The following is a 12,750-nucleotide window of genomic DNA, read 5'->3' as shown; positions in this document are numbered from 1 at the left end:
ACCGATGTCCGAAGGTCTTCCTCTCCGCAATCGCTCTCGCAGCAACAGTCATCTATTGGTTATGAGTCCTGACCCTAGAACATGGCGCGTAAGCACTGTTTTCCCTGATTTTGTAGGGCCGGTCACGCATATTACTTTGAAGCCTTCAGCAATCTCCGTTTTCAGATTTCGCTCAAGGCTACGAGCTGCCCTGTCAACGTAAGTGACGGAAGGCATACCACCAGCGACAAAAACATCTTTAACTTTTGGCAAATCAGTCAATCCCTCACATAGAATGGTAGGTTTTATGGCAAAGGATGCCCCAACCGTGTCACTGTCCGCGTTCCTTGCGTGCCAAGCTTGGTACATTGCTTAAGTCATTGGACAATGTGTGATTCCGTTCTACAACTCAAGCGACAGTGCCGGAGCCGCCTTCGTAGCATCGAAGTGGCAATTGATCCTCAGAACGTCGGCTTACATTTGCTTGGAGGTGTCTAGCGGCGTCGAGGAGAGGGAACGGTGGCTGACGTGGAAGCTTCCAGTCTGTGTCGCTTCGGATGGAGCGCTGGATCGGCGATCTTGACCGCCCCGCAAAACCCCTACATATCCGCAGGATGACACCGCTATCACATATCCGCAATTTCTCCATCGTCGCGCATATCGACCACGGGAAATCGACGCTCGCTGACCGGCTCATTCAGTCCACCAACACGGTGGCGGAGCGGGATATGAAAGAGCAGATGCTCGACAGCATGGACATCGAGCGCGAGCGGGGCATCACCATCAAGGCGCAGACCGTGCGGATCAACTACACCGCGCGCAACGGCGAGGACTATGTGCTCAACCTCATCGACACGCCGGGGCATGTGGATTTCGCCTATGAGGTGAGCCGGTCGATGCGCGCGGTGGAGGGCTCGCTGCTGGTGGTGGACAGCACGCAAGGGGTCGAGGCGCAGACGCTGGCGAATGTGTATCACGCCATCGAGGCGGATCATGAGATCGTGCCGGTTCTGAACAAGATCGACCTGCCGGCGAGTGATTGCGACCGGGTGGCGGAGCAGATCGAGGATGTGATCGGGATCGACGCGACTGAGGCCATTCAGGTCTCGGCCAAGACCGGGCAGGGGATCACCGAGACGCTGGAGGCGATTGTCAACACGCTGCCGGCGCCCAAGGGGGAGGTGGACGCGCCTCTGAAGGCGATGCTGGTTGACTCTTGGTATGACAGCTATCTCGGCGTGATCGTGCTGGTGCGGATCATGGACGGGGTGCTGAAGAAGGGCGAGCGCATCCGGATGATGCAGACGGGTGCCAGCTATCACGTGGACCGGATCGGGGTGTTCCGGCCCGAGATGACGGTGATTGACGAGTTGGGGCCGGGGGAGATCGGGTTCCTGACCGCCTCGATCAAGCAGGTGCGGGACACGCGGGTGGGCGACACGATCACCCATGAGAAGAAGGGCACGGAGGTGGCGCTGCCGGGGTTCAAACCCTCGCAGCCGGTGGTTTTCTGCGGGCTCTTCCCGGTGGACAGTGCGGAGTTCGAGGACCTGCGCGATGCGATCGAGAAGCTGGCGCTGAATGATGCGTCGTTTTCCTACGAGATGGAGACGTCGGCCGCGCTGGGCTTTGGGTTCCGTTGCGGGTTCCTGGGCCTCCTGCATCTGGAGGTGATCCGCGACCGGATCGAGCGGGAATATGACATCGAGCTGATCACCACGGCGCCGTCGGTCATCTACCACATCCACCTCAAGGACGGGGAGATGATGGAGCTGCACAACCCCGCGGACATGCCGGACCTGACGCTGGTGAGCCATTTGGAGGAGCCGCGGATCAAGGCGACGATCCTAGTGCCGGACGACTATCTGGGCGATGTGCTGAAGCTGTGCCAGGACCGGCGGGGGATCCAGCTCGACCTGACCTATGCGGGGTCACGCGCTATGGTGGTCTACGATCTGCCGCTCAACGAGGTGGTGTTTGACTTCTACGACCGGCTGAAGTCGGTCACCAAGGGCTATGCGTCGTTCGATTACCAGATGATCGGCTACCGCGAGGACAAGCTGGTGAAAATGTCGATCCTTGTGAACGACGAACCGGTGGATGCCTTGAGCACGATGGTCCACCGCGACCGGGCGGAGACGCGGGGCCGCGCGATGGTGGAGAAGCTGAAAGACCTGATCCCGCGGCATATGTTCAAGATCCCGATCCAGGCGGCCATCGGCGGCAAGGTGATCGCCCGCGAGACGCTGTCCGCGATGCGTAAGGACGTGACGGCGAAGTGTTATGGCGGGGACGCAACCCGCAAACGCAAGCTGCTGGACAAGCAGAAGGCGGGGAAAAAGAAGATGCGCCAGTTCGGGAAGGTGGATATACCTCAGGAGGCGTTTATCTCCGCCCTGAAGATGGATGGGTGAGCTCCGGTCCGGGCTTGCCCGGCAATCGCTCCGGTGGAGCGATTGAGGCGCGAACGGGCGGAGCCCCGGCTAGACGTCCATCAGGGCTGAAATGAAAGACGGTGGGCGGAAGCGGTTCGCGCAGCGAATTGCGTGCCCACTCCCTCTGCACTCTGGGCATCACTTAGGCCAGTGCGGGAAAGCGGTTTTGCGCAGCAAAATTGCGGCCGCACCCCGGTGCAGTTTGAGTGATGATGGACTGTTGGTCCATCACTCAAACGCTTCGAGCAGTTCTTCGTCTATTGTGTAGGGCAGGTAGCCGTTGGAGAGATATCCTTGCACGATAAGTTCAGAATACCACTCCTTCGATTGATCTAATGGAGTCACGTCACCTTGTTCGTTTACCTGCATTAGATTACTTCCACTCATTTCGTCCTCTGCCATAGCAATGAACTTTTCGGGTAAGCCTGATGCCATCGCCCAACTGGAACTGTATTGCCTCCAAAGTGAACTGTCTTGGAGCATCGCGTTCTCGGCGACTGGACCCCAGTCGTAGTAGCCGACGTAGTCACCACTTCGAGTGCTGTAGATATCGACTACTTCGCCTTGGATCACTGGCGTTCCTTTGATTGGCTCAAAGCCATGATCAACTCTTGCCATGACCGAGAACGGGTCGTTGGTTTCCGCTAACAAGCTGGAGAACCGTAGTAGCTCTTCTTGCTCGTCGTCCGTAAGGAAGGTGTTGCCTACCAAAATATTTTCGAAGACAGCTGTCATTGCTTCGAAGCTCGGAGCACTGCTTTTGTTACTTGAAAGAAAGGTCTGTTGGAAGACGGTGATTGTTGCGCCATCAAATTGCAGCCTTGCCGTACGCTCTGTATCCATGAGCAGCGAGACTCTCCACCCAAGTCCCCACTTTATTGAGTTGCAGAATTCAGTCGGTGTTATGCTGCCCTGCCTTCCAGAAGAATGCATGTAGGTGCAGTCTCCATTGTCCGCCGGGTACGACAGCCTTATTAGTGGTTCGTTGTCTGCAGCTCGCCAAGCATATGTCGAGTCCAGCATTCTTTGAACTTCTGAAACGAGTGATTCTTTCCCGTCGAAGCTCTCGTCTTCGAGCTGCTTTTGAATGGTGTCAAGAGTACCTGCGGACAACCAGACATTGTGCGAGCCATCTTCTACCACCGTACTCCAGCACGAGATTGGCGAAGAAATTATGAAGCCTTCACACGCCGTAGATTGCAGCGCGCTCCCCAAGAAGCAAAGTAGACTAACTGATGCTAAGTGGGATTGGGGCCATTTTTTCAATAGTTGCTGGCAAATCACCGCGCGGGAAAGTAGCTTCCAAGACAAGATTGACGACCCTGTAATCTGAACATTTTTCTGTGCTTAACGCTTGGCATATAAGTGGTCGAACGTCTTGCAACAAAATAATTTTATGCTGGTCAGTCGAGCCGCTATCAATTTGAGTGAGACGGACTTTGAATGGAATAGGTAAAGACGTCGGGTCAACCGAATTCACTACTGATCCCCTAGCGTAAACTACGCTGGGTTGCTGACTATAATCAGCGGGTATTAGAAGCCGTGGCTCTGCTCGATCATTTATCTCGGCTGTAAGGTCTAAGCCTCGCCATTCGTAGTCACCGTCTGTCCAGAGGAAGTACATCAGCAGCGGTACCGCTGCGGCGATCAGGTGAGTAAGGATCGGATGCTTCAGAAGTTGCATGACTGTAACCGCCGCATTGAGCTTTGCTGCTAATAAGACGTTTTTGAGTTTCGATATAGTTAATTTAGCAAAAGAATCCTCGCAGTGCACTAAGTTAACGAATAGTTGACGTTTTGGTGCCGCTGAAGGGACTCGAACCCCCGACCCCATCATTACGAATGACGTGCTCTACCAGCTGAGCTACAGCGGCCCCTGGAACGCCTCCTTTGCCGTGAGTCGCGCCTCAAGGCAAGACATGACAGGCATTTCGGGGTGCAAAAGCACGCTGCAGCCTGCTCAAAAATGCGGCGGAATGAAAAGACCGCTTCCCTCTGGAAGTCCGCCGAAACAAAGAAAAATCCGGGATTATCCCCAAGTTACCCACAGTTGAAACGGCAATAAATTCAATATCTTATCCACAAGAAATTTGCCGAATCCGCCATTTTTCTGTTGCGCGACTCACCTCTCAAGACGCAATCTGTACTTACCGCAGCAGAGTTCTCTGAACGAAGCTGGGGACGCAAAGGCCCCTCGAGGTGGTGGCGAGACGGGATAGACCTTCGGGTCAGGTTCGGACCGCAAACCCTCAAGAGGACGCAGGTCGGATCGCGTGGTCCCGAAAGGGGCGTGGCGAAAGGGCGGCAGAGGCCGGGCGTCAAGAGGTCGGGATGGCTCGCAAGGGCTGGAAAGGCAAGGCGGCGTCAGGTGGGGGCGATGCGAGGGACAGCCGGTCTTCGGGCAGGCGGTCTCGGCGGAGAGGGGCAACGCTCTCACGCAAGCTGGGCCTGCTGTCGCCCTCTGGGGGGATACAAGGGTTCAAGAAGGCGTCAGGATGTGCTCACGCACGGAACGGACCTCGGTTCGATCCCCTGGCGCCTTTCGCTTGTCTGCGGCCCGAATTCCGCGACGTGATCTCCGACAATTGACCCACATCAAGGTGTTTTGTGCATGGCTGTGCCATTTCTTTCCACGAGCGGAAGGAGAGACGCAATGGATCATGCGCAGGCCAAGGACCGGCTGCTGACGCGGCGCGCCGAACTGGTGGGGCACCTGGCAGAGGTGGAGCACCAGTTGGACGAGACGCCGCCAAAGGATTGGGAGGATTTCTCCTCCGAGCGTCAGGGTGACGAGGTGCTCGAAGCGCTGGGGCATGCGGAGCTCAATGAGCTGCGCCGGATTGATGCAGCCTTGGCACGGGTCGCCGCCGGATCCTACGGCGTCTGCCTGGAGTGCGGCGAGGATATCTCCGAGGCGCGGCTCGCCATTCTGCCCGATACACCGCTGTGCAAGACCTGTGCAGCCCAAGCCGCCTGAGGAGGGCGATCCGATGCTTCGTCTGGCCGCAATTCTTTACTGTTTCGTGGCCGCCACCCTGGCCGGGGCTGGCGTGATCGCGGTGCTGAGCGCAGGCTACACCGCTGCGATCCCCATTCTGATCGCGGCGGGCGCAGGGGCGCTTCTGGCACTGCCGGTGTCTTGGATGGTGGCAGCTCGGATCTCCCGCTGAGGCGCGTCAGATCGCGTTGTCGAGGGCCTGACCTGCGTTCTGGATATCGCGGCCCACGCCTTTGGTGGTCTCGCAGGCGGCCAGGGCAAGCAGGGCAGCGAGGGCGACGGCAAGTCTGATCATCTCGAGAGGTCCTTTGTCGATCGGTCTTGCCCGCAGGTTATACCGATTTCATCGGCCAGTTCACGCAAAAAAGAAGAGGTGGCGCCGGGCCACCTCTTTGCGATGCGTGACAGTCAGATCAGCTTGCGGCGTCCTGAATGGCCTCGCCGGCGTCCTCGACATCCCGGCCGACGCCTTTGGTCGTTTCGCAGGCAGTCAGCGCGGTCAGAACGGTCAATGCGGCGACAAATCTCAACATGGGAGCTCCTTTTCGTTGTCCGGAACAGGAACGTCCCCGAGCTGCAAATGTTCCATCGCCTGTCACGGCGCGCGGTAGAAGTGGTAGCGGTCGGCCGCGACCGTGGCTGGGCCGCAAATCTGGTCGAATCCCGTGAGCGGCTGCTGGCTGACGATCAGCCCGCCAGGGACCATCAGGGGAGCGATCAGCGGCGAGAGGCGGGCGCCTTCGGCCACGTCCTTGTCTTTGACGCCGAAGCCGAAATCGTAATGCGCAAGCGCGATCCGCACGCCCTTTTTGGCGAGCCGCAGAAGCATGGCATCGGCCTCGCCCTCCAGGAAACACTCGGCAGGCGGAATGCAGGAAGGGTGCGGTTGCAGCACCCGGTCGATCACCCAGATCCGCCGGTGGGGTAGGCGCTCGCGCAGATGATCATAGGTGCGGCCGTTGCCAAGGCCGAGCTCCAGCACATCCCCCTCCAGCCCTGTGACCGCCTCTGCGGCCCAGTTGATCCCGTCGATCTGGGCCGTGATGCGGCGGCGCATGGAATCGAGGCGGCTCATGGGGGGTCCTTCAAGATATCGGTCAGCGGTCGGCTGACCGCGCCGCCCTCCAGCAGCTCGGTCAGGAGTTCACGGGAAAAGGACCAGATGTCCGCATCATGCACAAGATGGTGGGTGAGATATCCCAAGGGTTCCGTGGGGTCCGCGCGACCCTGCCGCCGATCCTGCAGCGTTGCGACCGTCCGGGCGACGATCCGGTCCGGTGCGACAAGGCTGCGGGTGCCGTGCCAGTCGATGGGGTCGATATGAGCGTTGACCTGCACCAGCCCTGGAAGCGGCTCGACGGTCGGGCGAGGCGCGAAGGTCGAGACCGCGCGGTAGCCTGCCATGGCGAGGTGCGGCGGCACGTCGCCATGCAGGCGGTTCCAGGGGGCGACAAAGGCGGGCGCGATCGCGTGGCCGAAGAGATCGCGCAGGGTGTCCAGGCCGCGCCCGAGCAGTTCCGCGGTGTCGGCGTGAACAGCGCCGAATTCTGCTTTCTTCTCGCCGCGCGGCGCCCGGTTTTCATGCGCCCAACCATGCACGGTGGGTCGCAGCAGCGGCGTATCGGCGACGGCGCGCGCCAGACTCCGATCTGCGAAGGCCGGGATCACCGCAAGATGCACGGGCAGGGCCAGTTCCTCCGCAAGAGCGCTGAGGCGCTCCAGCGCCGGGGTTGCGGAGACCGCATCGTCGTCACGCCACCAGAGAGGCAACGGTAGCGCCGCCCGGCGCCAGAGTGCGAGCTCCGCGCGCAGTGGATCCCAGTCAATGCCCATATCTCTGCTCCAAAAGCGCCTGTACGATCCGGACGGTTTCAGCAGCCCCGTCGAGCCCTTGGGCGCGTGGTGCGCGCCGGGGCGCTGCCGTGACCTTGCCGACCTGCTCCAGCAGCGCGACGCCCGAGAGCGCGGCACTTGGCAACAGGCTGATGCCCGGCAGCCGGGCAAGACCGTGGGCGCGCAAGCCTTGCTCGACCTCGCCGCCTGCGTCGAAGGGCACCAGGACTGCAGGTGCGCCGGTTTGCAGAAGGTCCAACGCAGTGTTGTAACCCGCCATCGAGACAGAGGCGGTGGCATGGTGCAGCATCTGCCGAAAGTCGCGCCGCGCGGCTTCGACATGCGCGTTGGGTGGCGCTTGGGCTTCAAGCTGTGCAATGTGCGCGGCCGCGTGGCTGCCTCCCACCAGCAGACGCCAGCGCAGGTGCGGATCGGCTCTGGCCGCCTCGAGCGCTGCTGCGAAGACATCTGCCCCCACATCACCGCCGCCCGCGCTGACCAAGACGTCCCCGGCACCCAGCTGTTCGGGGTGGGGCGGCGCGGCGGGCGGCGCCACGAAACCGGTGTAGCGCAGCTTCACGGCCAGATCGGGTGCGACGGGCCAGCTTGCTTGCAGCGGCGTGATCTCGTCATCCGAGTGCACGAGGACCGCGTCGTAGTGTTGATGCACGATCGCCTCGGTCGCCTGCGCCTTTTCCGGTTTCGACGGCGGCGCGAGGATGTCGCGGATCGAGGCGCAGATCAGCGGGCGGTTTGGCAGCCCCTTGGCCGTCTCGATGGCGGCGAGAAACTCTGCCCGCAGGACGCGGCGGCCGAAGGGGAAGAGCTCGGTGATCAGCACCGTTGGTGCGCTCTCGGTCAGAACCTGCGCGATCTGGGTTTGACGTGTTTTCAGATACGCGACACTGGCTTCTTCTCCCGCGGCATCGAGCAGGCGGGTGAAGTTCACGCCGTCCGAGCGGAGTGGCGGCAGTTGCACCAGTTCAACACCGCTTGCGTCAAGATGCGGCGCTGGCTCCCCGCCCGAGACCACCAGCGCGCGATTGCCTGCGGCGACAAAGGCGCGGGCGAGGGTCAACGCGCGGGCGAGGTGACCGGTGCCGAGCAGATGCGTGACGAGGATCAGCACGGTCATGTGCCACGCGCCTCCAACCGGATGGGTGGGCCATCGACCTGCCATCCTTCTGGTGTGATCGCGATGATGTAAAGCCGGTTTCGCTTGATCTGGAATGGCACGGGGCCGCGGAAGTCCCAACCGGTGGCCACCGCCAGCAGCACCCGCATGACCCCGATATGGCAGACCGCAACCGCGTCCGAGGTCAGGCCTTCGGCCCAGGGCACAAGCCGGGCGCGCAGGTCGGATGGGCTTTCGCCTCCGGGTGGGCCGAACGCCCATCCCCAATGCTCGATATCGCGGAACCCGCTCGTCGGATCGGCGCGGAGGGTGGCGCCGTGCTGACCTTCCCAGTCGCCCCAGTTCATCTCCAGGAGCGCCGGGTCGGTCCGCGGCCGTCGGTTGGCGACCCGTTCGGCGGTGCACCGGGCACGGGCAAGAGGGCTTGACCAAAGGGCGGCGCGGTCCCACGGGGCGGGCAGATGCATTGCCGCAAGCTGAGCCTCGGCTTCCGCATCAAGCGGGACATCGGTGCGGCCCTGGATGCGGCCCGCACGGTTCCACGCGGTGTGACCGTGGCGCAGGAGGGCGAGGCGGATCATGCGATCAGCTCCGCAATCGTCCCGCAGAGCGAGGCGCTGGCCGTAGGCAAAAGGTGAGACTGCGCCACATGCGCGCGCGCGGCCTCGCCCTTGGCCAGACGCGCGGTCGGCTCGGCCAGCAGCGCGTCAATGGCCGTGGAGAGCGCCGTCGGACCATCCTCCGGGGCCGGGTAGGTGCCTGGCGCCAGCACGTCGCGAACGCCGGGCCGGTCCTGCGCCACAACCGGCAGCCCGGCGGCCTGTGCTTCGAGATAGCTCATACCGAAGGCCTCGTTGACGCCAGGCCAGAAGAGCAGGCTGGCATCCTGATAGGCCGCAGCCATCTGCGGCGCGCTGAGGGAGCCGCGCAGGTGAACGCGGTCTCCGAAATCCTGCATCATGGAAGCAACGGCGGCCAGCGCCGGGCCATCGCCTGCGATCACGATCTGCCAGACGGGCGTCTGCAGCAGGCGCAGCGTGTCCGCAATAAGCTGGTAGGAGGCGAATTTGTCGCCATAGCGCAACATGCCCACCGACAGCATCGGCCCCATGCGTGGGCCGAGCGGCGGCAGTTCCGTGCGGTCTAGGAAAGGCCGCAGGTGCAGGATGCGCTGACGCGGCGGTGCATAGGCCCGCAGCGCTTCGGCATCGCGCGCGGTCAGATGGAATATGGCAGCCGCGGCATCGCTGGCCTGCTCGGCAGCGTCGGCGAAGGCGGCCCAGGGACCGTCGAGGCGCTTGCGCGCCCGCGTCCCCTCGATCTGAAGATACGGAATATGCAGGGCGGCGCTGACCTTTGGCCCCAGAAGATCCGGCGCCTTGTAGTAGCTGTGATAGGTGATCCAGGCGCGCCACCCCGCCGTTCGCCCTTCCGCAATGAGCCGGCTGGCCTCGGCCTCTGCACTGGCGAAGAGCCGGGCCTGCACGCCCGCGTCGCCCGCTTTGTCGCGGGTCTGCAAGGTCGAGACCAGCGTCGCGCGCAGCCCGCCGTGGGCCAGCGCCTTCAGCACCGCACGCCCCATCGTACGATCGCCGGAGGGCACCGGGTGGGTCGGCGCCTTCATCGGGGCGTAGAAGGCGACCTCGGTCATCGTGCGGCCTGCACCATCGCCCGCGGCTGTGTGTCCTGCATCATTGTGCGCAGTCGTGTCACCAGGGTCGCGATACCGGGCTGCATCTGGAATTCGGTGTGCAGCCGTTGGTACGCCGCTTCGGCCATGCCAGCGGTCCGCGCAGGATCGCGGGCCAGATCGGTGATCGCCTGCGCCAGCGTTTCGGGCGCATCGTCGCTCAGCAGCCCATGTGTGCCGCTCTCGATGAACTCCGGGATGGCGGAGACCGGTGTTGAGAGGATGGCAAGCTTCTGGCTCGCCGCCTCCATAAGCACATTGGGCAGCCCGTCGCGATCGCCATTGGCAGCGACGCGGCTTGGCAGCACAAATAGATCGGCCGCGCGCATCGCGGCGATGACCTCCGGCTGGTCGCAGGCGCCACGCCAGGTAATCCGCTCTGCGACGCCCCGCGTCTGCGCCTGGCGTCGCAGCTTGTCCTTCAGCGCGCCGCCGCCGATATGCGTCCAATGCCAGTCGAGATCCGGGGGTAGCAGCGCAAAGGCCTCGATAAGCCGATCAAAACCCTTTTTCTCCACCAGCCGACCGACAGAGACGAGCCCCACCGGATCGCCGGGCTGGCGGAGCGGACGGTCCGGCGGAGCGGGGAAGCGTCTCAGATCGAGACCGTGATACACCAGATTGATCCGCGACGGCGTATCCGCGAGCGCTTGCAGATGCGCCGCCCCAAAGCCGGTGCATGTCGCCCCAAAGGCCGCGCCGAAGCTTTTGGGGTCGAGCTTTTCCTGCAGCTCCCATGCGGGCGAGGTCCAGATGTCCTTGGCGTGGGCCGAGAAGGCCCAAGGCAGGCCACGCAGGATCGCCGTGTAACGCGCAACTGACGACGGCGTATGTAAAAAATGCGCGTAGAGCCCCGGCGCATCGACAGGCATTTCGCATGCCAGAACACAGGCTTGGCCGAAGCGGCGCAGGCGGTTCGGGGTGCGGTCACGGGCATAGTCGCGGCGCAGCGCGCGCCAGGCGGCGGCAAAGCCGGGCAACCGTCGCGCCGCCTGCCAACTGCGGAGCACGCGCCCTGGCTCGTCCTTGAGATACTCGGGCAAGTAGCGAACGGGCGCTGTCAGCCGGTCATGCAGCGGGTGGGTCTTGGTGTCGGTCGGGTGGCGCAGCGACCAGATCTCCAACCCGAGCCCTGCGTCTTCGAGGGCCACGAGTTCCTGCGCGATGAAGGTTTCGGACAGGCGCGGCCAGCCCTTGACCACCACTGCCAGCCGTCCGGCGTGTTCGGTCATTTCTCGGCCAGAAGCGCCGCCGCGCGGGCCACGACCACATCGAGCCCGTCGAGCAGCCCGTCGGCGCCGGCCTGCGAGGGTTTCGACTGACCGGGCAGGGCGCGGATAAAGTCGACCATTGTCTGCGCGCTCATCCCGTCCCGCTCTTCATCCAGCATGCGCACCAAACCGAGGTCTTCGGCACGCGAGGCGCGGATCCACTGCTCGAGCCGCGGCACGGTGCGCGGCACAATCACGGCGCGCTTGTCGAAGGACAGCACCTCGCAGAACGTGTTGTAGCCGCCCATGCAGACGACGCCTTCGGCCCCGGCAAAGAGCGACTCGATGCGGCTTTCGAACCCCACAGCGGTGACACGCCCGCCGAGGCGGGCAACGCGCGCCTCGAAGCCGTCGCGCACCTCGCCGGACAGGAACGGCCCATAGACCAGCACCGCATTGGGTCGCAGAGTGGGATCGGATTCATAGGCCGTGATCACCAGATCGACCATGGCACGCCCATCTCCGCCGCCGCCCGGCGTAATCAGCACGTAGGGTGTATTCGGCGTGTCGACCGCGTCGATGATCTCGCGGCGCAGGTAGCCTGTCCAATGGATGCGGGCGCGGGTTTCGGGCGAGAGCGGCAAGCCCTGCGTCGGGTCATAGACAGAGCGCGGACCGTAGACCCAGATCTCGTCGTAGAAGCGCTCGGTGGCGGTCACTGCCCCCTTGCGCGCCCATTCGGCGGCAAGCGCCTTTGGCTCGTCCAGCACGTCGCGCAGGCCCAGCACGCAGCGGGTCTTGCCTGTCTCGGCGATCCATTCCAGCGTCGGCAGAAGCTCCCCGCGAAAGCCCGTCGGCTCCTTGTCGACAATCAGCAGGTCGGGCTCGTATTGCTCGACCGCGGTCTGGATGAGGCCCGAGCGCAGGCTGGTGGTGTCGTCGATATCGAGACCAAGCGTCTGGCTGACGTAGCTGCCGTCGGTCAGCTTGGTTACACCCGGAAGGCGGACGTGGTCGACCTTTTCGGGGAAGGTGAAGCGTCCGGCGACAGGAGAGCCGGTCAGGATGATCGCGGAGGCGTTGGGGTTGTAGGCCGTGAGCGCCGAGGCCAGCGCGCGTGAGCGGCGCAGATGCCCCAGCCCGAAGGTATCGTGACTGTAGAGCATGACGCGGTGCTGGCGCCGTGGCTCTGCGCAGGTCTCATCCGTGGCCGAGGGCGCCCGGGCATGCATCTGCTTTTGCACATTCATGAGGCGGTGCCACGTCTGGCGCGGCGGGCAGGGCGTGCCCGGGACCGCGACAGATTGTCAGGACCGCCGGTATCGGCAGTTTGCACATAGATCAGCCGCATGGGGCAGTCCTTGGGTCGTGTTCGAGAGCCCACCACTCCCGTCTCGATCCCGTGTTTGGCACAAAAGTCATAGAGGTGCAAAACACGACTGATCATTGCAGCTTGAGTGATGTTCAAT

General features: G+C 62.9%; 14 protein-coding genes and 1 tRNA gene. 3 read left to right on the top strand and 12 right to left on the bottom strand.

Annotation, left to right across the window (positions count from 1 at the left end):
* Window positions 1-593: 593 nt before the first annotated feature.
* Entirely contained in the window at window positions 594-2,393 is a 1,800-nt protein-coding gene (gene lepA, locus MUB52_RS05220) for a translation elongation factor 4 (RefSeq protein WP_263843137.1), read from the top strand.
* Window positions 2,394-2,642: 249 nt separating this feature from the next.
* On the opposite strand, the gene MUB52_RS05215 is transcribed toward lepA, so the two are convergent.
* The 3 genes from MUB52_RS05215 to MUB52_RS05205 form a co-directional block, all read right to left on the bottom strand.
* The gene (locus MUB52_RS05215) at window positions 2,643-3,557 is read right to left on the bottom strand and encodes a hypothetical protein (RefSeq protein WP_263843136.1); all 915 of its coding nucleotides are present in this window, start codon (window positions 3,555-3,557) and stop codon (window positions 2,643-2,645) included.
* 85 nt (window positions 3,558-3,642) lie between these two features.
* Complete coding sequence (locus MUB52_RS05210) at window positions 3,643-4,098, bottom strand: hypothetical protein (RefSeq protein WP_263843135.1); 456 nt, start codon at window positions 4,096-4,098, stop codon at window positions 3,643-3,645.
* Window positions 4,099-4,212: 114 nt separating this feature from the next.
* Window positions 4,213-4,288 (bottom strand) — tRNA-Thr (locus MUB52_RS05205).
* 779 nt (window positions 4,289-5,067) lie between these two features.
* Here MUB52_RS05205 and MUB52_RS05200 point away from each other — a divergent pair.
* Entirely contained in the window at window positions 5,068-5,391 is a 324-nt protein-coding gene (locus tag MUB52_RS05200) for a TraR/DksA family transcriptional regulator (RefSeq protein ID WP_263843134.1), read from the top strand.
* Window positions 5,392-5,404: 13 nt separating this feature from the next.
* Window positions 5,405-5,584 (top strand): hypothetical protein, encoded by a 180-nt coding sequence (locus tag MUB52_RS05195; protein WP_263843133.1) that lies wholly within the window; start codon window positions 5,405-5,407, stop codon window positions 5,582-5,584.
* Window positions 5,585-5,590: 6 nt separating this feature from the next.
* Here MUB52_RS05195 and MUB52_RS05190 read toward each other — a convergent pair whose 3' ends face one another.
* The 9 genes from MUB52_RS05190 to MUB52_RS05150 all read right to left on the bottom strand — a co-directional run bounded on the left by MUB52_RS05190 (window position 5,591) and on the right by MUB52_RS05150 (window position 12,513).
* A complete protein-coding gene (locus MUB52_RS05190; protein ID WP_263843132.1) occupies window positions 5,591-5,707 on the bottom strand; it encodes an entericidin A/B family lipoprotein in 117 nt (38 codons plus the stop codon).
* A gap of 118 nt (window positions 5,708-5,825) precedes the next feature.
* A complete protein-coding gene (locus MUB52_RS05185; protein ID WP_263843131.1) occupies window positions 5,826-5,945 on the bottom strand; it encodes an entericidin A/B family lipoprotein in 120 nt (39 codons plus the stop codon).
* Window positions 5,946-6,007: 62 nt separating this feature from the next.
* Window positions 6,008-6,487, bottom strand: a complete 480-nt coding sequence (locus tag MUB52_RS05180; protein WP_263843130.1) for a class I SAM-dependent methyltransferase — start codon at window positions 6,485-6,487, stop codon at window positions 6,008-6,010.
* Window positions 6,484-7,245, bottom strand: a complete 762-nt coding sequence (locus MUB52_RS05175) for a polysaccharide deacetylase family protein (RefSeq protein WP_263843129.1) — start codon at window positions 7,243-7,245, stop codon at window positions 6,484-6,486. Before MUB52_RS05175 ends, MUB52_RS05180 begins: the two co-directional genes overlap by 4 nt.
* Window positions 7,235-8,380 (bottom strand): glycosyltransferase family protein, encoded by a 1,146-nt coding sequence (locus MUB52_RS05170; RefSeq protein WP_263843128.1) that lies wholly within the window; start codon window positions 8,378-8,380, stop codon window positions 7,235-7,237. Before MUB52_RS05170 ends, MUB52_RS05175 begins: the two co-directional genes overlap by 11 nt.
* The gene (locus tag MUB52_RS05165; RefSeq protein WP_263843127.1) at window positions 8,377-8,961 is read right to left on the bottom strand and encodes a histidine phosphatase family protein; all 585 of its coding nucleotides are present in this window, start codon (window positions 8,959-8,961) and stop codon (window positions 8,377-8,379) included. The genes MUB52_RS05170 and MUB52_RS05165 overlap by 4 nt, the downstream gene beginning before the upstream one ends.
* Complete coding sequence (locus MUB52_RS05160; protein WP_263843126.1) at window positions 8,958-10,031, bottom strand: glycosyltransferase family 4 protein; 1,074 nt, start codon at window positions 10,029-10,031, stop codon at window positions 8,958-8,960. The genes MUB52_RS05165 and MUB52_RS05160 overlap by 4 nt, the downstream gene beginning before the upstream one ends.
* On the bottom strand, window positions 10,028-11,302 hold the full coding sequence (locus MUB52_RS05155) for a glycosyltransferase family 4 protein (protein ID WP_263843125.1): 1,275 nt from the start codon (window positions 11,300-11,302) through the stop codon (window positions 10,028-10,030). Before MUB52_RS05155 ends, MUB52_RS05160 begins: the two co-directional genes overlap by 4 nt.
* Window positions 11,299-12,513: a glycosyltransferase family protein gene (locus MUB52_RS05150; protein WP_263843152.1), complete on the bottom strand. Its 1,215-nt coding sequence runs from the start codon at window positions 12,511-12,513 to the stop codon at window positions 11,299-11,301. The genes MUB52_RS05155 and MUB52_RS05150 overlap by 4 nt, the downstream gene beginning before the upstream one ends.
* Between the last annotated feature and the right edge of the window lie 237 nt (window positions 12,514-12,750).

This window comes from Roseobacter sinensis, assembly GCF_025755255.1.
Lineage (GTDB): Bacteria > Pseudomonadota > Alphaproteobacteria > Rhodobacterales > Rhodobacteraceae > Roseobacter > Roseobacter sinensis.
The sequence above is the reverse complement of the archived record's forward strand: the minus strand, read 5'-3'. Positions and strand labels throughout refer to the sequence as shown.